Source organism: Planctobacterium sp. AWM4_229, from assembly GCF_056160305.1.
The window spans coordinates 498195-521248 of sequence record NZ_JBSWWX010000002.1; the positions used below are offsets into that span (position 1 = coordinate 498195).

Below are 23054 nucleotides of genomic sequence, written 5' to 3' on the forward strand. Positions count from 1 at the left end.
TCCCCTTTTCACTCAGTATCCAGTCAATAAGTTAGCGCATTGTCTATTTGTCCATTTGGTGGTAACTATTAATACAGGAAAAGTCTTTGAACAATTCAATACTTGAACAGGCCGCGAATTGGGTAGATTCGCTGGAACACTTGACGGAACAAGAGCAGCAGGAATTAGAGGCTTGGCTTAATGCCTCGCCAGAACATCAGGCTGCGTTCGAGAAACTGAATGATACTTGGCAATCTAACGCGCTATCAGCGGCTTTACAAGTGGCACAGGATAGTCAAATTAATCGCCGTCACGTTGACAACACTTCAATAACCAAGAGCAACCGCCTTAGCTCAGCTTGGGGCGCGTTAGCAGCATCCATTGCGGTGTTGGCCGTACTCTATTTTACGTGGCCCAATGACCCAATGAAACAAGCTGGCAATGAAAACAGCAATGCTATTGCCAGCAATAGTCAGCAAACGCAAACCTTCAGTACTCAAGTGGCAGAGACGCGCTCCCAGATACTAAAGGATGGCAGTGCACTCTATATGAGTGCCGCATCAAAACTGGCTGTCTCTATGGCGCCAACAAGTCGCAGAGTTGAACTGGCTCATGGACAGGTATTTTTCGATATCAGTAGTGATAAACAACGCCCATTCACTGTGGACTTACCCAATGCACAGGTTGTTGTTCTAGGCACCGCATTTGATATATTCCAAAGTGAAAATAAAACCCGAATTGATGTATACGAGGGAAGGGTCTCCGTCAATGCTGAGCAAAGCATCGTGCTTACCGCTGGCATGAGTATATCCTTGGCGCACGGCAAACTGAGTCCAGTAAGTCGCTTTACCGACCAACAACTGCCACATTGGCGTTCAGGTTGGCTAATAGCAGAGGATATGAGTATTGCTGAAGTTATCACCAGACTGCAACCTTGGAGTGAGCAACAGATTGAACTGGCTGGTGAGTTAAATCCCGAAACTCGAATTACTGGGCGCTTTAAACTGAATGATATTGACTCAAGCGCTCGCCTGGTAGCAGAAAGTCAAGGGTGGAAAATTATTAACCAATCAGAACGCATCTTACTCACTCAATAATTATTTATAATACCAATCCATTAAAAGCCGAGGTTGCGGCTGACATTAGTTTTTTCGTCACAAAAGTCTTTAGTCACAAAAGTTTCAACCTGCTGTGACACCATTAGCGCCTTTTTACTAGGCAGGATCGGATTTTCATTAGCTACCAAATGCGCTGTTGTTTTGCTTCGATTTTTACCGCTCTGATTAAGTCTCGAGCCCTTTGTGCATGGCTGTTGTTAGTCGTTAGTGCCGCCAGCTTTGCATCTGCTTCGACAGAGCGCCAGTTTGTCTCCTTCCCTGCACAGCGTTTAGAAGCCACGGTATTACAGCTTGCCGAAAAGTTTAATCTCGCCATTATTGCTCCCGCTCATTTAGTTTCAGGTCTTGAAAACAAGCAATTTGAAGGTTATTACACGTTAGAAGAGTGCATTAAAAAACTGCTACACCCGCACCAGCTAGGTGTCACCATCACTGACAATGGCTACCTTGTGCACAAACAGGCTAATAACGATGCAACAAATGACACAATTGAAGAAGTATCGGTCACGGCTTTTAGTCGCTCCTTAGCAAGAGCACAGACGTTAAAGCGCAATCAAAGTGTTATCAGTGACGCAATTGCTGCCGCCGATATCGCCCAATACCCGGACTTGAATGTCGCTGAATCCTTACAACGATTACCGGGCGTCAATATCACCAGAGAAGCTGGCGAAGGACGACAACTCTCGCTGCGCGGTGCACTTCCTGACTTTTCATTATTAACCCTCAATGGCATGCCTGTTTTGGTCAATAACGATTCACCGATTGATAGTCGCACTCAAAAGCAAAGAGACCGCTCATTTGATCTCAACATTTTTTCGTCCAGCTTGTTCAATCGCGCAGAAATACTCAAAGGCTGGTCCGCAGAGCAATTACCCGGCGGTATTGCGGGCACGGTTGCACTGCAAACAACCTCCCCCATGGCGTATCAAGGCTTGCATCAAACCTACAGTGCGCAAGTGGGATTTAACGACCTATCAGAAAAGTCAGGCGGACGCTTTAGCGCACTACTCGCCAACAATTGGGGTCACTGGGGAGCCTTGTTGTACTTGGCCCAAGATGTGCGATTTACCGAAGAGCAAGGAGCTAACACCTTTCGTTGGCGTAACATTATTCCACAAGGTGCAGACCTGAGCGCCCTGCCCGAGACACAAAGAACTCAACTATTATCCGGTGCCATCAAAATCCCAAGGGGAAATCGTTATTCAGTGTGGCAATCACAACAGACCCGCGCAGGTACGGGACTCAGCTTAGAGTATCAAAAAAACAGCCTGGCGCTTCGCTATGACATGATATACGCGGATTTAGCTAGTGCGAGAAAAGAATATCACCTGTACCCGCGAGGCTCCCAATCTACTCCTATCATCGAAGGACAAACTCGCTGGTTATCTTTGCAAACCGATACGCAACAACATTTACAATACGCCGAATTCAGTGATGCTCGCATGGCGTCTGAGAGCCGGCAACAAAAAACCAGCAGTGATTTTTTACAGCATACACTGCATGTCAATTGGACGTTATCTCCCCACTGGCAATTACATAGTAGGATAGGCTCCGCTAATAGTGATTTCGATATGCCTCAAAGTGACAAAGTTTATGCCGAGGGGGTTACCGATCTAAGCCTGGACTACCGCAGCGATCCGTTTTATCTCGATGCTCAATACGCAAGTAATTTGCTGCTAAGCGAGAATTGGAAAATGCACGAAATTGATGTGGAAGAATACCGTGCAAACACGCAAAACCAGTTGTTTCAGGCTGATCTGACGCGCCTGATGGCCAATGGAGTGCTGTTCACTTTTGGATTCAGCTATGCAAGCCTTAAAAATAGCGAATTGTTGCACCGAAACGGGGATCAGCTATTAGCGAACTGGCAAGCATTTACTGAAGGTGTGCCGGATGGCGAGTTGTCCGAGGCAGGAATATTAGCTTTAAACAATCAAGTCCCATTGCCTGTAACCCACTATTTGCAAAGCCACAAAAAACAAAACTGGTTAGTCTTTGATGTACCTGCGACACTCGCTTGGTACGGCATTGATCCCGCCCCTTTTAACGCTGAAGCTCTACCTGACAGCGTCTTTCAAGAGCAACAACATGGCTTGTTTGCACAGTTGCAAGGACAAAATAGTCTCTTGAATAAGCCCCTGAACTGGCACATTGGCAGTCGATACACACGGATTAGTTATGACACCCAATATGCAACAGGACCTCAATTTGAGGACAATATCCACCGGCAATGGCTAAGTCATATCAATACCACTTGGGAATGGCAAGATAATCTGCTGTTACGATTCGGAATCAATGAGAATTTCAGTAGTCCGCTAATACAAGACATTGCCGGGCAACCCAGTATAGATTGGCAAAATGGCATCATATCTGGCCCTAACCCCAACCTGTCCCCCTATCAAAGCCTGAATGTTGATTTGTCGTTGGAATTTTATCAAAACGACACAGGCATGCTGTCACTGGCATGGTACTACCGACAGCTAAAAGACTATGTCGTGTACCAAAGAAATACTGGCAATTTAGCTGATTCAGGGCTCATCATTGCCAGTATGCCAGAGCAGCAAGTCGCAGAATTAACCGCCTTTGATACACTCACCTTTATTCAACCGCAAAATGCAGAACAGACCAAGGTGCAAGGGCTGGAACTCACCATTCGGCAGAAATTAACGCAGTTACCGGGCCTGCTGAGTCAATTGGGGTATCACATCAATTACACCTATAGCGTTGGTAAACAAAATTATTACAACGACAGCACCGGCGCGTACTTATTTCGTAAAGACCTGCCATTTCTGTCTCGTCACAGCGGTAATTGGACCTTATTCTGGGAAACAAACGACCTAAGTTTGCGCTTGTCGAGCACCTGGCGTAGTCCGTTTATCGTGCGAGTCGATAGTGACACGCTTGAAGACGAAGATGAGACCGGGTTTCACGGCTCTCGTTATCTTGATTTCTCCGCAAGCTGGCGAATTTCAGAGCAATTATCCATTGATTTCGATGCCACAAACCTCAGCAATGAGCGCGAAGAGCAATACAGTGACGCATCAAACAGAGCCTATAACACCACCCTAAGCGGTCGAAATTTTTTTCTTGGCTTTACCTGGCGTCCGGTATCGAACCACTAATCCGACACAAAAAAAACGCAATACAATCACCTACTAATATGTCAAAAACATGACAAATCCGGTTTAAAAAAATATATATTTTTTTCTGTCCCCTTTTCACTTTTTGGTCCGTCACTCCAGACAAAGCCAGCGGTTAGCCCGGGAAACTGCTAGCGCCCCAAAACCCAAAAAAGCTGGAGTAAAACCATGAAACTCAAACAATTTGCCATAACGCTACTCGCCGCGAGTGTGATCAGCGCCTGCAGTGATGACGATAACGATGCAGAAGTCAGGGAGCTACAATCACAAGTCCAGGCCCTGCAGACGCAACTAGACGAAATGAATACCAACAATAGTGCTGAAGTGACAGAGCTGGAAAATCAAATCTTGATTTTGCAAACCGCATTGGATGATATGACGGCAGATAGTAATGCAAGTGAAGCAGAGATTGCGGCATTGCAAGCTGACTTAGACGAAATGCAGACTCTGCTGGATGCCATGACAGCAAAGCCAGCAGCACTGGGCGAAAATGCCACCAGCGGTGCAAACATACTCACCGAAGAATCAGACCGTGTGTGGCGCTTTGCCGTCTTTCCCGACACTCAAGGGCGCGATGACGACAACATGAAAACCTATGTTAACGTTGATCGTGATGGCAACACACTGGATGTCTCTGAGTGGATTGGTGTGGACTATAACAAAGATGGCTATTACGACGCCGGTACCGAAAGTCAGGCCGATTCTGTCAAGCCAGGTGACTGGGACGAAGACGGTATCAGCTATCTTGTTAATGTTCAGGACCCCTTTCATCCGTTCATTGAAACCGATGAAAACGGCGATCCTATTGTCGTTGCTCCAGAAGATCGTCAAGACTTTGGCCCAGACTGGAAAGTCATTCCTTTGCCACTGGTCAAGGCGGTTACCGACAAAATGATTGAGTTAGATGTCGACCTGGTATTAGCCACGGGCGACATCACTGAATATCGCGCAGAGAGCGACTACGTGCAATGGATGGAAACCATCGCTGCGCCGCTTCAGGAAGCAGGCATTTCCATTTTTCCTGCGCGTGGCAACCATGAAATCGTTAATGGTCGCAACTGGCCGGCATGGTTCTCAAACGAGCAAGAATGGGAACGCCAGTCTGTCAACAACGTTTACAACGACATCAACCCTTATGAAGGCTTTGGTCAGGACGATTACGACCAAGGCTATCGCTTGTATCAAGCCTATGCGGGTGCGTTAGTACAAGAGCATCTGGACAATGGTACTGTCGTAGGCTACGAAGGTGCAGAAGACTTGGTATATTATTTCAAGCATGAAAACACCCTGTTTATTGCTCTGGATTTTTACTTTTCAGAGTTAACAAACTCTTCTTTCAAAGGCACTTGGGTAACCTTGGCAGACTGGTTGGAAGAGGTGATCACCACTGAAGGTCCCAATGTCGACCATATTGTGGCTTATGGTCATGAGCCACTCTCCACTAAAAAGCGCCCACAAACTTTTGATGCAGAGCAGTACGATGACTACCTGAAAGAACAGCGTGAGCTGTCTGATGCCGTTGACGTTGCGCAAACTGCCTATGACAACGGCGTTGCCAATGGCGAGTCTGCTGAAGTACTTGCTGTATTGGCCAATAACCTCGAGGAAGCACAAAGTGCCTTGGCAGAAGTGTATGAACCGGGTTTAACAGGTAATGATATTGGTCAGCTGGGTTACTTACTCCAGCAAGACGCGGCACAGCCGGGCCTTGCTGAAAAAGTATTGAACTTGTTTACCCAATATCAGGTTAACTATATCGCGGGTCACGACCATCAATATGCTCGTAGCTTAATTCATAGCGATGCTGGCACGAAAGACCAAGGTCTTGGTTTTGTGCAAATGATTGGCGGTAACGCCTCATGGAAAGCCTACGAAAACCTTTTCGGTATTCATGATGAACACGAAACGGGTCTATACATCAACAATTTCTATGACGGTGTATCCGGTGGCGACTTGGTAAACAGTGAAGGTCTGACCTACGCCAACGTTACTTCTTCGCTGGGCAAAGGGATTTCATTTGTAGTCGTTGAAGTCAATGGCCGTCAGATAACCACCAAGTCTTACTTTGCTGATCACAGTTTAACCGAGGTCGACATGAACCTAGGCGCCCACTACGACTATGACAGCAACAGCTGGTGCACCTTCTCTGGCGACTACATGGTAGCGGGTTCCGAAACCACCATGAACTGTGAAGCTGTGCAGTGGGAAGTGCTAGACGAAGTAACACGCACCATTGATGCCACTAATCGAGTGGTCAACCCACAAGAGAGTTACTACGCGTTTACCAGTACTCCAGAAGATCAAGGTTACATTGGTTCAGAAGCCACCATCATTGACGGTTACAACCTGACCTACGATAGCTCTTACGCACAATCAGTGGGTCGTGTTGAACGACTCAGTGAAATGCTATCGCTAAGCTGGTTTACCGACGAAAGCGCACTGACACTCAGTGATGTGCTACTGATAAGTGGTAACCAGACACAAGATGGAACCTATTATGATTATCTAGGTGAAGTTTCTGAAAGTACCTCGCCTTCAGCCCACTATATCAACAACCGTGGCTGTGAAGTTGTAAACCCAACGCACGTTTCACCTGACGGTAAGTTCAACAAAGGCACAGATATCGAAGCGTCTTTGACAGGCAATACCAATACTACCGGTTCAAGCAATTGTGCAAACTGGGAGCAACGCTATGATGCCAATGACCTGGACTTTGCCGATGCAATGGCCATCAGCTTTAAAGCACCAGACAGCACAAACCTCACAGATTTAACCGTGGGTCGCTATGACGAGTCATCGGAAACTTGGGTTCCTGCGTTCCCAACTGAGTGCTATGTAGAAACAGGTTATTCAGACCACTTCTCGGTGCACTATCGCATCTCTGAGCAAGAGCCTGAAGGCGGCAAAGGTATTGCCGGTTGCCAGCAGCGCTACTGGGGCTACGTGAAAAACAGTAACAGTATCTGGGGCTTTGTTCATACTGATGGCAAGTTCGCAGTCATTGAGAAATAAAACCTGCTTCAAGCTATAAAACAAACGGCGCCTCAAGGCGCCGTTTTTGTTCCTATCAATAGTTAGCTTTAAAGGCTAAATCTTTGCGCCACTGCTACAGCGCCATTTTCTGTTCGGATAGTTCCCCCGGTCACATAGACACCCCGAGATGTACTGGCGATAGCGGTGTGGCGTCTGGGTATATAACCCAATTCAATAGGTGAGAGCTGCTGTGATGCAAAGTCATAACGATAGGTCGCACCTAAGTCATCATAGTTACCAAACAGATAGACACCATCGCCAGCGACAGTAGCGGAGTGCGCGCTAATCGCTACCGACTGTTCAGGCAAGGACTGCCACACGCCGGTTTTGGGATCAAATTGCTCAACACCTGCAAGTGAGTGTTTATAATCGTAACCACCGAAAAGATAGATCTTGTTATCATACACAACGGCTTTGCTATCTTTGGCAACGGGCATATCGGCAACCGGGCGCCACACATCTTCCAGCACATTGTATACCCAACTTTGCGCGACCGACCGCAAACCCTGCCCCCGTTGACTGCGAGAACCGCCAAATACATATACCTTGCCATCCAGATAAGCCGCCGTGTTTAAGCGAGTGGGAAATGGATGGTTGGCCTCACGAGTAACCTGCTGAGTCTTGATATCAAACACTTCAACAATCGGAACAATAGCAAACCGGTTTCGGCGATAACTCACACCGCCCACCAGGTAAACTTTGTCCTGACCATCCCATACAGCAGCGTGATAGCGACGCGGTATCAATTCACTTTCCAGTATTTGCACTTCCCCTGTTTGGCTATCGATAATTTCAATATCCCGGTGCATTCCTTTTTCTCCAGAGCCACCAAACAAATAAACATAGCGTCCGTCCGACACCGACGCGTGTCCATAACGGCTCTTACTTAAGGTAAAGGTCTCTGTTTGTTTGGCCTGATGTGAATTGAACGAACAACCGCCAAGCAGCAAAATAACCAGAAAAAGCGACAAAAACCTGATTGGATTCACCGTTATGGTGGAAGAGTTAATAGGAGACTGATTCATAAAGCACTCCCTTTTAATGAGTTGGATTTTGACCTGAGTTGTGTGATTGTTTGAACCAAAGTACGAGAAGCGGTAGCGAATTATCTAAGCTCCATATTGTGCTTCTAACTCACTCACTCCCAGACCGTTTTTCTTGTTCACTTTAATCTGCACCGGAATGCGCTCTTTCAGGGTTTCAATATGGCTGATAATACCGATGGTTTTTCCTGAGGCATTAAGGTTATCCAGGGTATCCAGTGCAAGGTCCAGGGTTTCGGCATCCAGGGTGCCAAACCCCTCATCCAGGAACAGTGAATCGATTCTGGTTTTGTGACTCACTAAATCAGATAAACCCAAAGCTAAGGCCAGACTTACTAAAAAGCTCTCACCGCCGGACAAGGTCTTGGTGTCTCGCTGATTGTCTGCCTGCCAGGTATCGGTTACCTTTATGCCCAAACCCTCGACGTTTTCTCGGCTTAGTAGGTAACGGCCGTGCAATTGCTGCAATCTGCGGTTAGCAAGATGAATCAAATTGTCCAGGGTTAGCCCTTGGGCGAATTTGCGAAACTTCTCTCCTTTGGCATGACCAATCAGATCATACAAATACTGGATATCATCGAACTCGTCTCTGAAAGCTGAAATAGTCTGCGCCAGTTCACTTTGCTGTTGACGGTTGTCCTCATCCTGCTGCAACTGCCCCCGTAGCTCCCCCAGCCTTTCTGCTAACTTTTGTAATTGCTCATTCAATTGCTGCTTTTGGTGGGTGTACCTGGCTATCGCCTCACTTCCATCAAAAGGTTCCCCACTCTCATTTTCAGGGGCATCGCCATTGTGCTGAGTAAGCCGGTTCTGAGTATTTTGCAGCAATGTTTGCGCTTCCTGAGCTTGTTGCTCCAGAGTTTTATTTTGCTCCCGCAACTGCTGTAACTCCAACTCTTGTAATAACGCTGATTGAAACGCTTCCTCATCCTCAAACGGGCTTTCCTCCAGCCGGGTAGAGAAAATTCCACGCAGTTCAACACCTTGTTGCTGCATTTCCTGATATTGATGCTTCAAGCCTTGCAGTTTATTTTGACTGGTTAACATCTCGTCGCGCAACTGCTGCAGTGAACTTCTATTGGCTTCCACGCTCTGTGTCAATGTGGCTAATTGTTGACGCCCCTCATCGAGTAATTGCTCACTGGATTGCTCACCAGCCAGTGTTTGCTTTTGTTGCTGCATGGCCTGCAGGTTATCCTCTATAAGCTGCAGCCTGGTCTTTTCGCCCTTCAGTTGCTGCTCGCTCCTTTCCAGCTGCGGTATGATTGCCGCCAACTCGGTTTGCAGCTTGTCTGAAGTCGAAGTTAACGGCTGCATCGCATCAAAATTAGCCTGCCATTGCGACAGTTGTTGCTGCAACGAAGCAAACCATCGCTCATCTGGAAGGCTCTGTACCGGCTCGGGGAATGCCACCTGTTGCAATTCTTCCAAAAGAGCACGAGATTGGGCTTGGTAAGACTGATTGTGTTTTTGCAGCTCGTTTTGCAATTGCTGCTTTTGCTTTTGATGGGCATCGAGGTTAGCTTGCAGCAAAGTCACATCATTAGCCGCACTTTTACATAAGGCTTCCAACTGGCTGCTCTTTTGCTGTGCCGTCTTCAGCTTTTCCTGCTGAGCCGCATCCTCGGCTAATAGCAGTTGCAGCTCTGCCAATTCGGTTTCTGACTTTTTATACAACTGGCTAAGCTGTTCCCTGTCAGATATCACCGGAGCGTCGGCAATCTGAGACTTTGCTAATTGCTCAAACCAGCCAGATTCTGCCTGGTCAGACTGTATTTTGGCTTGCTCAATGGCCGAGTCCAATAAGCGGCACTTTTCCACGAGAGATTCAAGCTGCTCTCGGGCTTTTGTACCCTGTTGCTTTAGCTGTTCCAACTCCTGTTCTGCCTGCTTAAGTTCCTCAGTCACTTCACTTCCGACAAGCTCAGGCAGAGATTCTGGATGTTCCATGGAGCCACACAATGGACAGGGAAAATCTTTGTCCAGCACTTCTCTGAAGCGTGATATTTCCTCAGTCAGGGCCAATTGCTTTTGCAAACTTTTAAGTAACTTTTCCTGCCTGGCATAATCATTTCGCAACTGCACTATTTTCTCTTGTGCCGTCGCTTTAATTTGCTCTGTTTCAGTCAATGCAGTAGTTTGAGTGTTAATTTCTGCATGATAAAACAACCACTGACGCTGAATTTCCTGCAGCCTCAGCAATACCGGAATACGCTGACTGAGTTCAACCTGTTGCCGCTGAAACTGTTCTCGATTCTCATTACTGACAATCGCGTCTGACACTTGCTCTAATTGCGTTACTTCCTGTTGCTGCTCCATCCACTTCTTACTAGCTTCTGATTCAGCCTTGTCCATTGACTGAGCTTGTTCAAGTAATCTTTGATGCTGCTGTTCACTCTCTTGCAAAGTCTGCTGCTTTTCCTGAATTCCCTGTTGCAGTTCAGCTATATGCCTTGCACTCACCTGCCAACCAGATAGCTTGTGCTCCAGCCCCTTCAGCCATTGATGCTCACGCAACCAGGCTTGCAAACGCTGCATTTCATTTTCTGTTTGGCTAAGGGACTGTTTAATCTGCTGCCATCGGCTTTGCAGCTCATTGTTACTTTGCTGCAGCTGCCCCAGCTGCTGCTGAGCGTCGAATTTCTGATTTTCAGTACTGAGCAACTCTCGCTCTAACGGGATCAGGGTCTGGCGGATCATAGTCTCATGCTCGCCGAATTTTACTTGTTGCTGCTTAAGCTGCTCTTTCAAAGTCGAAAACTGTTGCTCTGCTTGCTGTTGTTGTTCGGTAGCCGAAGTGTAAGCCTGTTCCTGTGCTGTGATCCGCGCTTGCAATTGTTGTTGCGCGGCTGCATTTTGCTGTTGATTCTGCCAATCGTAGCGCAGCTTCTCTGCAGCCTCGCCCTGTCTGAGACGTTCCATTTGAGGCTCTGCAGCCTGCCGTGCTTGCTGTGCGCTTGTCAGCTGAGATTGCGCCTTGGATAGCTCCTCTTCCAGCTTTGCTAGTTGCTGCCACCAATACAGATGCATTTCAGTATTTTGAAGTTCAGCTTTGTTTTTTTCCGCCTCAAAGCTTTGCTGTTTTATATCATTCTGTAAAGCCTCTCGTTGTTCATCACTTAACAACCAGGCTCCCGCCAAACGCGCTTCCAACTGCTCCAAATGTCTTTTAGCTTCAGACCTTTTTTGTGCCACTGTTTCTGAAATTCGACCATAAACATCAGTACCGGTGAGTTCCTCCAGCAACGCCGCCCGTTCTTCTTCTCGAGCATTGAGAAACGCCGCGAACTGTCCTTGCGAAAGCATCATAGAGCGGGTAAATCTGGCGAAATCTAATCCGGTTATTTGCTCTACCAATTCGGCTTTTTGCTTTATCTGCGACGCCAGTATTTTGCCACTTTCCACCTCTGCAAGTTCCACATCTGCTGGTTGCAGATTACCATCCGCTTTTCCTCGGGCACGACGCATGAACCAGCTAGCTCTGTACACCTTCCCTTTAACCTCAAAGGCAACTTCAGAGCCACATTGCGCTTGTCCGCGGGTCATAATTTCATTACTGGATTGACTCAGCGCACCCAACCTGGGGGTTTGATGGTAGAGCGCCACACAAATAGCGTCTAACAGTGTAGTCTTGCCCGCTCCCGTAGGGCCGGTAATGGCGAACAAACCATTGGCATCAAACTGCTCTTCAGTGAAATCTATTTTCCAACTGCCCTGCAATGAGTTGAGATTTTGAAACGCGAGACTCAATATCTTCACAATAGCTTTCCTTGCTCTGCTGCTAGCTTCGCAGCCTTTGCTGGTGTTTCAACTCCCTCGTCCAGGCTTGATTCAATTTCATTGAACAGTGTTTTTAAACGCGTTATTCGCGCTTGTTGTTCTTCATCAGAGAAATCTTCCTGAGCCAGTCTGCGTTCAAACACTTCCATCGGAGTCAGTTCGCTTAAGGATTCAATGTGCTGCGTAGATAATACCTGGCGACGCTGGCCTTTGGCCCGAGTCACCTGCAAAATCTCCAATCTGGTGCCCTCTGTCATCAGTTGTAAGCGCTGTTGCAGGTCAGATAGAAAATCTTGCTCTGTCACTTCGACACTTAACCAGATGGATTCATCACGAGGCAACTGCGCCAGCTGTTGTTCCAGCTCTTTAAGATTGCCCTTGAGCTTTTGCATTGCCTGAAAACGCGGAATAGTCATACTAGTTACCGACTGCAATGCCTGTTGCTCAAAACACACAAGTTCAACGCTCTTTGGCTGTGAAAGCTCATCAAAACTTAAAGGAATGGGGGAGCCGCAATAACGGATGTGCTCTTTGCCGGCAACTTTTTGTGCTTTGTGAATGTGGCCCAAGGCAATGTAATCCGCAGGTGGGAAATCGGACGAGGGGAAGCCATCGAGGGAACCGATGTAAATATCCCGTACCGAATCAGACTGACTCACCCCCAGTGCCGAAAGGTGACCCGTCATCAAAATGGGCATCGCAGTGGTTGCTTCATCCTGCAATTCACAAGCACGCGCATACAAAGATTGGTAATGGGTCTTGATTGCCTCTCCCAGTTGTTGACGCTTTTGTAAACCACTTTGCTGTGCCTCGCTTAACACCACATCGCGAGGCCGCACAAAAGGAATTGCACATACCAACATGCTTTGCTGCTGGTTTTGCAGCACAATCAATTGCTCGTCGGGTTGTTCAGATACTTGTGCAATGACATGAGTATGTAATTGTTTTAGCAATCTCTTTGATTCATTCAATACCGCCACAGAATCGTGATTACCGGCAACAAACACTAGCTGACATTCCAGCTTCTGTATGCCGATAATAAATTCGTTGTAGAGTTCTCGGGCATAACTGGGCGGCGCACTGGTATCAAAAATATCCCCCGCCACAATGATGGCATTGACACTTTCCTTCTCAACAAGCTGCAGCAACCATTGTAGAAACTGCTGGTGCTCGTGTTTTCTGTGTCTCGTATAGAAATATTGCCCCAAGTGCCAATCAGAGGTGTGAATAATTTTGAACATAAATACCGAAAATATGGATTGAAAGTCAGACGGTCTTGCCTGAGACAGAATATACCCTAAACCAAGTATCTAATTAATCCCTTTTGTGGCAACTGCGTATTGAATGCAATGACAAATCACGATGATGGGTCTATCTTGTTGTCTGCTACAGGAAAACAACTATAAATTGAGGAATATTATGATCAAAACCGTATTAAAAATCGCCGCTGTATCCCTGGCGTTAAGCAGCCTTACAGCCAATGCTGAAGAGCTCAGTAAAACCCAACAAAAGTTGGAAGACGCCATGCTGGCTGATGTCCGCAGCGAAAAAGAAGTGGCTCGCGACGATAATCGTTTGCCCATGCAAACCCTGGAGTTTTTTGGTTTCCAGGAAGATATGACCGTAGTTGAACTGGTACCAGGCGGTGGTTGGTATACTAAATTATTGGCCCCGGTATTAGCGGAAAATGGACAATATTATGGGGCTATCGGAACCAGCCGCATCAAAGAAAGGTTGAGCGACAAACCAGGCTTTGAAAATATGCAGATTATCGCTGAAGATGCCAATATTTACCGCGCTGAAGGTGCAAAGTTTTACTCATTGGAGCTGTCTGATGCTGGTTTAGGTATAACAGATGTCGATATGGTAATGACCTTCCGCAACTATCACAACTTTTCCGAAGAGGGTCGTCGCGCCATGAATAAAGCCGCGTTCGACGCGTTAAAATCTGGTGGCATCTATGCGGTTGTTGACCACACTGCACGTCACATGGAAGAGCCGAATAGAGAAAACCGCCGTCGCGTTGATCCGGTATTAGCCATCAAAGAAATTCAGCAAGCCGGTTTTGAATTTGTAGACTACAGCGATCTGCACTATCGCAAAGACGACGAGCTCATCTACGAGGTAGGGCGCAAGTCAGTGACAGGTAATACAGACCGTTGGACCTTCAAGTTTCGCAAGCCTTAAGCGCAACTAACAATTGTAAAAGCCGCAAATACTGCGGCTTTTTTGCACTTTCTAAAAATTTTCACTTCGCTTTCATCAAATATTCATCTGTTACTGACAGACTGGATTTTACCTGGTGGTAATTGCTCACGTCTGAAGACGGCCTTCTGCAAAACGTTGGCTTTAATGCGAAGAGGTATTTGCATTGAGACGATTCGATTCTGTTAAGCACCGCTTTCTACTGATTTTAAGCATCTGTTTGTTTGGCATGTTATTACTCGTTGCCAATCAGATGTACCACACCTCCCGTCTGATTGAGTTAAACCAACACAATCAGTTGCTGTTGCGTCTGTCTAATGACCTCTTGCAACTACGCCGCCACGAAAAAGATTTTATGTTGCGTCAACATGATATCTATCTGGAAAAATTTCGAGATCGCGCCAAATTGTTTGTCAATGATCTTGAAGCCTTGCTACCCGTCCTTGAAAATCACCATTTACCCGGTGCTATGGCAACTGATATCTCCAACAGATTCAACAAATATGAGCAAATGTTTTTCCAATTAGCAGACTTACAAATAAAACTAGGGTTGGACGAAGACAGCGGTGAAAAAGGGAAATTTCGCAGAGCGGCTCATCAATTGGAAGAACAATTTGACACACTTGGCAAAGCGCAATGGCAAGTTGCCCTGCTGCAATTGCGCCGCCACGAAAAAGACTTTATGTTGCGCAAACGCAACGAGTACGTGCAAAAAGCTCAACGTGTCTATGACGAACTACGCTCTGAAATCGATAACTCAAATAGTGCAACCAAAATTGAGCTTCTTGCTTTTCTCGATGAATATATGGCGGGCTTGACTACCTTAAACCAATCCTTTCAGACCATAGGTCTGACTCATGAAGATGGTCTACAAGGAAAATTTCGGACCCAAACTCACAGTGTTGAAGATAGCCTTTTTCAGATTGACTCTCGGTTAAGCCCGGCAATAAGGCTGGAAGAACAACGAGTCCGTAGTAATGGGTTGATCATAATGGCTTTGACTTCCGCCATTCTGGTATTTTTGATAATTCGTAGCTTCACCACGTTCCAGCGCACTTTGCGCGCATTTTTACACTTTTTCCAACATTCCAAAGATCAATTGGCTCAACTCGATCCCAACTCTATTAGTTTTTCCGAATTTAAAAATATGGCTAACCTGGCCAACGAAATGGTTCAGGCTCGTGATGCCGCAGAACGCAAGCTGCATGATACCAAGGACCAATTGGCATCCGTCAATAACTCGCTGGAGAAACGCGTAGAGGATGGAATAACTGAAATTCGATCTTTGAATGAAGAAATTGAAAGCACTCAAAAGGAAGTCGTCTTTACCATGGGCGCCATTGGCGAAACGCGCTCTCAAGAGACAGGAAATCATGTACGCCGGGTAGCTGAGTATTCAAAACTCTTAGCACTGAAAGTCGGCTTGCCCGAAGCAGAGGCAGAGTTGCTAAAGCAAGCCTCTCCCATGCACGACATTGGTAAAGTTGCTATTCCTGATGCGATCTTAAACAAACCCGGAGCTTTGACTGAAAAGGAAATGGAAGTGATGAAACGCCACGCCCAAATCGGTTACGAAATGCTTTGTCATTCTGAGCGTCCGATATTAAAAACTGCCGCAATTGTTGCCGGACAGCATCACGAAAAATGGGATGGCACCGGTTATCCCAAAGGTCTTGCTGGCCAGGATATTCATATCTACGGGCGCATTACGATGCTAGCCGACGTATTTGATGCTTTGGGTAGTCGCCGCTGCTACAAAGAACCCTGGTCGGATGAAGATATCTTTCGTTACTTAAGAGAGCAAAGTGGCAAAATGTTTGACCCAAATCTGGTGAAACTATTTTTTGATAATCTTGAACTCTTCTTTGACATTAGAGACCGTTACCAGGATGAACAGATAAAAGTGCCTTATGAATCAGATACGCTGCAGATTAATGAGGAAGATGAAACCACTCACGTCGCATAAAGCGCAGCTGCAGATTGAACTATCAGAAAAACACCCTGGCCCCTACTCTCAGAGCCGTATCTTCGTCGCCTGCGGTAATGGTGCGTAGCGGGTTCAGATCTTGTAAATCAGGGGCCGCATAATCATCCGAAAGCAGGTTTTCCAGCGTTACATAAGCCTGCCAATAGTCCCGCTCATATAGATATTGCATGTTGAGTAGCAAAGTTTCATCCACCGCAGCGCGTTCGCTTGCATAGCGCAAACTCAGGCCGACACTGTGTTGCGGTTTGAAGTCCCACACCATGCCCAATCTCGCTAACCATCTTGGGACGAATTGACGACCGACATCTTTTTCAGAGACGTCGCTCCCCTTGTGCTGATAGCTCAAATTGGAATACCACTGTGTGCTGTCTGTTACAAATTGATAGTCCAGCTCCAGACCATAGCGATTAAAATGTTCAGTATTCTCAAAACGTACCTCAAACTCATTACTCAAGCGCTGGATAAATTCATCGGCATGGGTCCAATACAGGTTTGCGATAAACAGTTCGTTATCTTTGGTATAGGTATAAGCTATATCCAGACTATCTACTGTTTCCGGCTCGATATCCGGGTTACCCACGATCACCCCGGGCGGGATATTAATGTGCTTCTGGAAAAAGTTAGGGGAATTAAAACCGGAAGAATAGAGCACCTTAACGGAACTGTAAGCGTCAAAACTATGGATCACACTAATCCGAGGTAGGACATTGGCACCCGATGCTTGATTATCCACATAGCGCACCCCCAGAGACACCCGCAAATCATCAAAATCATGCAACCATTGGCCATATACAGCCCACTCGGAGACATCATTTTGCTCCATTGTGGTAACACGGGTTACCCCATTTGCATCGGTGTTCAGGTAGTCACCCGTTTCTCGCTCTTCCGCTTCGACACCTAACACCCACTCTGTTTGCTCACTGGTCTGATGGATGTACTGCCCACCGACCCGCAACCGGTTGTTATCATCACCATCACCAAAGTTTTGCACGCCAAACTCACTGCCGTTAAATAAGCGTTCTGTGGGAATGCGCAGGAAAAAGTTGCTGTAGTCAGCATACAATCGGTACTGTTGCGTATCCGTTTGCCAGCTTTTATCTACCTTAAACAGGCGGCCTTCTTGTTGCATCTCACTGTGATTCAAAATCGTGGCTGCGGCGGCAAGGCCCTGAACATTGGAACGGAATTCGTGATATTGCAGCTCAAGACTATCATCCGCCCAGCCTAACATAATGGATTTATCATCAGGTTGTTTAACAATACTGCCACTGTTTGGTGTGTCTGGCGGGAAAAAGCCGGGGGTGGGCCTGAAATCCATAAAAGCATCGTATTCCTGGCTCTCACGCCAATGGGCAGATAAGTTTAATGTTCCACCCAGCAGTGGCATGCCATGATTCACCGCTGCCTCTTTACCTCCTCCCGTAGTAACTGCTGTATGCAAACTGCCACCAGCAGATTTTTTAGTGATCACATTGATAACGCCGGCTGACGCGTTAGAGCCGTGAAAAACGGTACCGGGACCACGGATGACTTCAATGTGACTTATTGCCTCCAGAGGGATGCCTGCGATGGGAATGTCACTGTGGGAAGCTTGCCAATAGGGTACGCCATCCAATTGAAATAATACTTTCTGATTAAAGGCTTCAAACAATCCACGTAACATCACTGACTGTGTGCCAATTCCGGTATGCTGCACATCAGCACCGGGTAACATGGCGATAATCTCGGCCAAGCTATGGATGCCCATTTTTTGTAGCTGGCCCACATCAATGCGAGAAACGACGGCGGGAGTTTTGACGATATTTTCAGACTGTGTGGAAGCAACACTCACTTCCAGCTCCAAAAGTTGCTCGAAGGACATCGAAGCCAGATCTTCAGCTTCATCAGGCTGTGGTTCAGCATAAGCCGACACACTCAGTAGCAGTGCCGACCCTATTATCATACCAGCAAGTTGCGTGTTCATTTCTTACCTGTCAGAACGGGTGTCGCCTTTTTCCGCTTCTCCGCCCACCTGGTTTGGGTTCTTGTTTTTAATCAAACAGCCTTCATGCTGTGAGCACATCCAATGGCATTTGATTTCTCTACTTACAGTGTGGATGAATTTTTGAAATTTACCAGAATATTAGGGCTTGTTGGTAACAGCCTTCTGTTTCCAATCTTTTCAACCGGAACACAAATAGTCGATGAATTTACCCACCAGAGCATTGGACCATGGCGTTTCCCGAGCTTGCGCTATTACCTGATTAAAATGTTCTGCATCTTGTGTGTATTGCGTGCGAAACACGGACAAACGCTCAATCAGAATATCTCTATCCACTTCCGGATGAAACTGAAATGCCCAAAAGGGCAAGCCATTGACTTTGAAAGCATGGGGACAGGCTTCAGTAAAAGCTAATAGCTCACATTCTGCAGGCAGTTCCGGGGCACGTTCACGATGCACACTAACGGCATAAAATGGATCAGGTATGTCGAAAAATAGCGCATCCGATTTGGCCGCCTCAGTGAGAGCGATGGGCAATGCCCCGATTTCGAAATCGCGTTCATCCCTAACAATTTCGCCTCCCATTGCTAACACCGCTAACTGAAAACCAAAACAGGACGCAAATACGGGTTTTCCAATATTGCGACAATATTGCAGCAAACGCACACAGTCGGGTACAAAAGGATAAGCCTCAGGCTCCAGTACGCTGGCTTCACTAGCACCGCCGACAAACACCGCATCGTATTGCTCAACCAACTCTGGAGAAAACCTTGGCTTGTCAAACACATTCAACACCTCAAGTTGCCCAGCATTTATACCTGCAAAACCGACAAAACTATTAAACTCCTCCTCGCGCACTTGAGGCTTATCTCTTATCTGCACTAAAAGTAATTTTAAATGTTGTCTTGTGTTCATGGCCTTTGTTCTCCTCGCCAAGGCTAATAACCCCGATTAACGTCAACGGCCTTTGGTATTTGGCCGAGGGAAATATAATTCGACAGATTCTTTTTAATTATCAAGGTTGCGGATTCAGGGTTTGTAGGTGCCGCGACATGAGGTAGCACCGTTACTTTAGGATGATGCCAGAAGGGATGGTCCTGCGGCAATGGCTCTGTGTCAAAAACATCCAATACCGCATGGGCCAATTCACTGCGGTCAAGATGAGCGAGTAACGCCGGTGTTTTTATGGCAGAACCTCGCCCGAAGTTAATCAAATAAGCATCGGGGTTGCACCAGGAAAGCGTTTCTTCATCAAGTAAATACGTCGTTTCAGGGGTGTGGGGTAAAAGCGAGACAATAATGTCAGCTCGCTGCAATGCAATGCGTAGCCCTTCTTTACCACTGTAATAAATCAGATCGTCAGTTTCGCTATCGCGTATTGTTCTCGCCCAAACAGAGGGTTTGTAACCTTGTTCCTTGAGTCGCCTGGCTGACGCCATTCCCATATTGCCAGCCCCCAACAACAGCACCTCTAGTTCATGATTTGGCTTTACCGGGTTGGATTGCCATTGACTTGTTTTTTGTTGCCGAGTATACAACGGATTGTGGCGCTGGCAATTCATCACCCAACATAAAACGCTATCCGCCATGGTGTTTGCCAGTGTCGGGTCTTGCAGTCTGACAATGGGCACGTCCGCCAATGATGCACAATCCAGTAAATTCTCCACTCCAGCCCACGTGCTTTGCACCCATTTGAGTTGAGGCAGTTGAGTAAAGTCGACACCTTCAGCATTAGCCACGATGGCGATTTCTATTTGCGACTTTTCGGTATCACTCAACTCAGACAACACTTTAAACTGATGTTCGGGCATTGCTGAACTGAACGCTTTTAGCCATGACTGTGCCGATCGGGTGTTTTTATTGGGAACATACGCTATCAACATATTTCGTGATTTTCCTTGTTTCGCCTCAAACTCATGGAGGTGAAGTTAAGCTAAGCCTGCAATTAATGGTTAAAACTTGTAGAGTGCTTCACAATTGTCCATAAACCCTGCTTGTTTATTGACATCATCTCATTGATAATTTGCGCGAATTAAAAAAGAGCGATACAACATGATGCACTTTGCCCTGGAAGGAACGTTTAACGACAACGTCGACAATTTGTTCTCCGCCTGGCACGAACCGAAAAAATTAATCAATTGGTTTAATCTCAACGATCTGGTGATCGGTCAAATCATGTCAGATTTTCGCGTAGGCGGGAAGTTTCGCTTTCATTTGTACGATGTCGCGGGTGCATCCCACATTCTGATGGGTGAATACATGGATATTCAGCCAAATACCCGGCTGCAATTTTCATGGCAGTGGGTTGGCGAGCCACACTTGAGTGAAGTAGAAGTGTTGTTTGACGACGTAGATGAACAAACCACCAATATTCAACTTACTCACTCGGGCTTTGACGACGAAGAAGATAAGGTCTTGCATCACCAAGCTTGGTTGGGTTGCCTGGACAGATTGGTATTAGCAAGCCGCTAATTGGTAGAAACAGGAAGAGCTTTGAGGTGCACCGCCTTATCTCCGGCAGTGCACATTACATCTTTATCGATTAGAACGGATAAAGAATAGCAACACCCGCTAGCGTAGCTTCCTCACCATCGATAAAATCTATCGCCAATGTCGGTGCGACAATGAACTTGTCGAGAGAGTATTCATAGGCTGCGCTGAGACGCATTAAATCTTTGTACTTTGTTTTATATCCCCCAATACGCTCTTCGCCGAAACCAACGCCAAAACGCCAGTTGTCACTGGGATGGTAGTAAAAGGAGCCAACCCAAATATTCACGCCATCACCATGATGGCCGTCTTTAGTGCGTTCCCATACACCGCCCACCCCAAATTGGGAAGACAACTTGTATTCATATTCAATACCAACGGTGGTATCGGTTTCCCCGTCAACATGAGTTGCTCCCAGAAAAACTCCTGGATAGTGTTTAGCGTCACCTGCGGCATAAGCGCCAAAAGCGGAGATAGTCAGCATTGTTGCTGTGGTTAGTTTAGCAAAGCGGGTCATTTGATCCTCGATGTACTTATTTTTGATTACAGCCTTTGTGTTTAAAGGCTCAAATTGGCCAAATCAATTTTTAATATCTTGGCAAACATCTCTAATTTTTGTTTGGTGTCGTTTTCCATGTCACTCGCTGCCAGAATAGCAGCGCACTCGCAGGCCAACGATTGTTGATGCTCATCCAAAGTTTCTTTTTCTTGTTCCACCATGGCAGTGAGCAAACGCAATAAGCTCATTGCTAATTGAGGATTATTTGGCGACAACTTAAAAGCTTGGGTTAAGTTTGCATAAGCGGGTTTAAAACGCTTTTCCTTGAAGTGGGTTTTCGCCATTTCACCTAACTCTTTAGCCGTAAAGTGAATTTCCTTGCGTTCGATTTTTTCCTGTTCAATATACTCACTGACAACGCGTCCTGACCAGGAATCGGCACCAATTTGCTTTTTCACCTCTTCCAGTATTTTCAGGCTTTCTTCGCGCATTCCCAACTCGTGAAAAGCTTTCACTTTTTCCAGATTTTCATCAATGGAGCCATTGGCTTCCTGTGAAACCTTGTCTTTCAATAGCTTCTCAGCTTCTTTCTTATCCTGCCTGACACACAAAAGCCTGACTTTGACCACCGCCAAAGGTTCTTCTAATTGTTTACCAAATTCTGCCTCAAGTTCTCGCATCATACGCTCTATCTTGACGTAAAGAGTTCGCGCCTCACCAGCAGTAAGTGTAGTGGCTAAATCAATCCCGGTTCGCACCACATTTAAGCGTAAGTCAGGGCTGTCATGGATAGAGTTTCTGGCATATTTAGCCACATTTTGCGCCGACAGATATTGCCCCATGCGATCATGGTTAAGCCTCGCCAGATCACAAGATTTGCGGTTTCGCTCTATGTTCCTGGGTGCCAGTTGCGTAGCGGTTTTTATCTCTTCATAAGCATTTTTGTAATCTTCATGCTCAATAAAATAATGCGCCAGTACGTCGTACACCAAAAAGCGAGTATCCTCGCGCTCTTTTAGCTCATTAATTTTGGGTTCCGCCTCTTCCAGTTTGTCTTGAGCTAACATAGCTCGCAGCAAACCGATAGACACCCAACCGTATTTGTATTCGTGCTGCAACTGCTCGTAATACTTCTGCGCTTCTTCATATTCGAACAGCTTAAACAAGCACTCACCTTTCACCCGTTTGATATTGGGAAAGTAATGAGCTAACTCATTGCGCTTAAGCAGCTCATCAGCGAGATAAATCGCCGAACTGTAGTTTTCGGTATCAACACAATAATACAAGCGATGCAGGCGTTTACGCACCTCAAAGATATGACGCAGGCGGTTTTCAACTCGACTTCTATCCAGTGGTTTAACCCAAAAATCATTGGGTTGCATTTCCACTACGCAATGCACTAATTCTGGGGCAGTCTCTGCGCTTAAAAATATAACGGTAGTGGCTTTTGTGACATGACCTTTAAACTTTAACTCTTCCAACAAGTGGAAGCCGTCTTTGTCACTTTGCACATTGAAGGAAATAAGAACGATATCAAAGCGCGTTTGTTCACAGCGCCTGACGGCATAATAGGCATTTTGTGCCGTGGCAATCTTAGAGATACCAATTTCCAACATGGCACTCTTGATGAGTTCATGTACGAGTGGATCTTCATCAATTATCAGAGCGGTCAGCTCACTGACTCGTCGAGGGGCTGGAATATCTATCAATTCCGTTATCCTTACCTAAATGCGCTACTGGCAACTATGCGTTTATATAGCCTGCGATGATTTGTACTTTTAGAATCAAGTATATAGCAA

At 46.4% G+C, this 23054-nt stretch carries 14 protein-coding genes; 6 read left to right on the forward strand and 8 right to left on the reverse strand.

The window, feature by feature from the left end; genetic code table 11:
- Nucleotides 1–86 precede the first annotated feature (86 nt).
- The 3 genes from ACXAGP_RS05155 to ACXAGP_RS05165 all read left to right on the forward strand — a co-directional run bounded on the left by ACXAGP_RS05155 (nt 87) and on the right by ACXAGP_RS05165 (nt 7249).
- Nucleotides 87–1076: a FecR family protein gene (locus tag ACXAGP_RS05155; protein WP_475259970.1), complete on the forward strand. Its 990-nt coding sequence runs from the start codon at nt 87–89 to the stop codon at nt 1074–1076.
- Between the two features lie 149 nt (nt 1077–1225).
- Nucleotides 1226–4219 (forward strand): TonB-dependent receptor, encoded by a 2994-nt coding sequence (locus ACXAGP_RS05160; RefSeq protein ID WP_475259971.1) that lies wholly within the window; start codon nt 1226–1228, stop codon nt 4217–4219.
- Nucleotides 4220–4405: 186 nt separating this feature from the next.
- Nucleotides 4406–7249, forward strand: a complete 2844-nt coding sequence (locus ACXAGP_RS05165) for a metallophosphoesterase (protein ID WP_475259972.1) — start codon at nt 4406–4408, stop codon at nt 7247–7249.
- Between the two features lie 68 nt (nt 7250–7317).
- On the opposite strand, the gene ACXAGP_RS05170 is transcribed toward ACXAGP_RS05165, so the two are convergent.
- The 3 genes from ACXAGP_RS05170 to sbcD form a co-directional block, all read right to left on the reverse strand.
- Nucleotides 7318–8295: a Kelch repeat-containing protein gene (locus ACXAGP_RS05170; RefSeq protein WP_475259973.1), complete on the reverse strand. Its 978-nt coding sequence runs from the start codon at nt 8293–8295 to the stop codon at nt 7318–7320.
- Between the two features lie 84 nt (nt 8296–8379).
- Nucleotides 8380–12072, reverse strand: coding sequence for an AAA family ATPase (locus ACXAGP_RS05175; RefSeq protein ID WP_475259974.1), 3693 nt, complete (start codon nt 12070–12072; stop codon nt 8380–8382).
- The gene (gene sbcD, locus ACXAGP_RS05180; RefSeq protein ID WP_475259975.1) at nt 12069–13334 is read right to left on the reverse strand and encodes an exonuclease subunit SbcD; all 1266 of its coding nucleotides are present in this window, start codon (nt 13332–13334) and stop codon (nt 12069–12071) included. Before sbcD ends, ACXAGP_RS05175 begins: the two co-directional genes overlap by 4 nt.
- Before the next feature lie 178 nt (nt 13335–13512).
- Here sbcD and ACXAGP_RS05185 point away from each other — a divergent pair, with 178 nt between their 5' ends.
- A complete protein-coding gene (locus tag ACXAGP_RS05185) occupies nt 13513–14280 on the forward strand; it encodes a class I SAM-dependent methyltransferase (RefSeq protein WP_475259976.1) in 768 nt (255 codons plus the stop codon).
- A gap of 184 nt (nt 14281–14464) precedes the next feature.
- Nucleotides 14465–16264: an HD-GYP domain-containing protein gene (locus ACXAGP_RS05190; protein WP_475259977.1), complete on the forward strand. Its 1800-nt coding sequence runs from the start codon at nt 14465–14467 to the stop codon at nt 16262–16264.
- Between the two features lie 22 nt (nt 16265–16286).
- Here the strand turns inward: ACXAGP_RS05190 and ACXAGP_RS05195 are convergent, their stop codons facing one another.
- The 3 genes from ACXAGP_RS05195 to ACXAGP_RS05205 form a co-directional block, all read right to left on the reverse strand.
- Nucleotides 16287–18248 (reverse strand): TonB-dependent receptor plug domain-containing protein, encoded by a 1962-nt coding sequence (locus tag ACXAGP_RS05195; protein WP_475259978.1) that lies wholly within the window; start codon nt 18246–18248, stop codon nt 16287–16289.
- Nucleotides 18249–18446: 198 nt separating this feature from the next.
- On the reverse strand, nt 18447–19181 hold the full coding sequence (locus ACXAGP_RS05200) for a type 1 glutamine amidotransferase (RefSeq protein WP_475259979.1): 735 nt from the start codon (nt 19179–19181) through the stop codon (nt 18447–18449).
- A gap of 23 nt (nt 19182–19204) precedes the next feature.
- Entirely contained in the window at nt 19205–20149 is a 945-nt protein-coding gene (locus tag ACXAGP_RS05205; RefSeq protein ID WP_475259980.1) for a 2-hydroxyacid dehydrogenase, read from the reverse strand.
- Nucleotides 20150–20318: 169 nt separating this feature from the next.
- On the opposite strand from ACXAGP_RS05205, the gene ACXAGP_RS05210 reads away from it, so the two are divergent.
- Nucleotides 20319–20738: an SRPBCC family protein gene (locus ACXAGP_RS05210; RefSeq protein WP_475259981.1), complete on the forward strand. Its 420-nt coding sequence runs from the start codon at nt 20319–20321 to the stop codon at nt 20736–20738.
- A gap of 70 nt (nt 20739–20808) precedes the next feature.
- On the opposite strand, the gene ACXAGP_RS05215 is transcribed toward ACXAGP_RS05210, so the two are convergent.
- Both ACXAGP_RS05215 and ACXAGP_RS05220 read right to left on the reverse strand, forming a co-directional pair.
- Nucleotides 20809–21273, reverse strand: a complete 465-nt coding sequence (locus tag ACXAGP_RS05215) for a hypothetical protein (protein WP_475259982.1) — start codon at nt 21271–21273, stop codon at nt 20809–20811.
- 41 nt (nt 21274–21314) lie between these two features.
- Nucleotides 21315–22964 carry a response regulator gene (locus ACXAGP_RS05220; RefSeq protein WP_475259983.1) on the reverse strand — a complete coding sequence of 550 codons (1650 nt, stop codon included), beginning with the start codon at nt 22962–22964 and terminating at the stop codon, nt 21315–21317.
- Between the last annotated feature and the right edge of the window lie 90 nt (nt 22965–23054).

What these genes read in the sequence shown, in the direction of transcription:
- ACXAGP_RS05160 (WP_475259971.1), top strand. Translation starts at nt 1,226, where the DNA reads ATGCGCTGTTGTTTTGCTTCGATTTTTACCGCTCTGATTAAGTCTCGA.
- ACXAGP_RS05165 (WP_475259972.1), top strand. Translation starts at nt 4,406, where the DNA reads ATGAAACTCAAACAATTTGCCATAACGCTACTCGCCGCGAGTGTGATC.
- ACXAGP_RS05170 (WP_475259973.1), bottom strand. Translation starts at nt 8,295, where the DNA reads ATGAATCAGTCTCCTATTAACTCTTCCACCATAACGGTGAATCCAATC.
- sbcD (WP_475259975.1), bottom strand. Translation starts at nt 13,334, where the DNA reads ATGTTCAAAATTATTCACACCTCTGATTGGCACTTGGGGCAATATTTC.
- ACXAGP_RS05185 (WP_475259976.1), top strand. Translation starts at nt 13,513, where the DNA reads ATGATCAAAACCGTATTAAAAATCGCCGCTGTATCCCTGGCGTTAAGC.
- ACXAGP_RS05195 (WP_475259978.1), bottom strand. Translation starts at nt 18,248, where the DNA reads ATGAACACGCAACTTGCTGGTATGATAATAGGGTCGGCACTGCTACTG.
- ACXAGP_RS05200 (WP_475259979.1), bottom strand. Translation starts at nt 19,181, where the DNA reads ATGAACACAAGACAACATTTAAAATTACTTTTAGTGCAGATAAGAGAT.
- ACXAGP_RS05205 (WP_475259980.1), bottom strand. Translation starts at nt 20,149, where the DNA reads ATGTTGATAGCGTATGTTCCCAATAAAAACACCCGATCGGCACAGTCA.
- ACXAGP_RS05210 (WP_475259981.1), top strand. Translation starts at nt 20,319, where the DNA reads ATGATGCACTTTGCCCTGGAAGGAACGTTTAACGACAACGTCGACAAT.
- ACXAGP_RS05215 (WP_475259982.1), bottom strand. Translation starts at nt 21,273, where the DNA reads ATGACCCGCTTTGCTAAACTAACCACAGCAACAATGCTGACTATCTCC.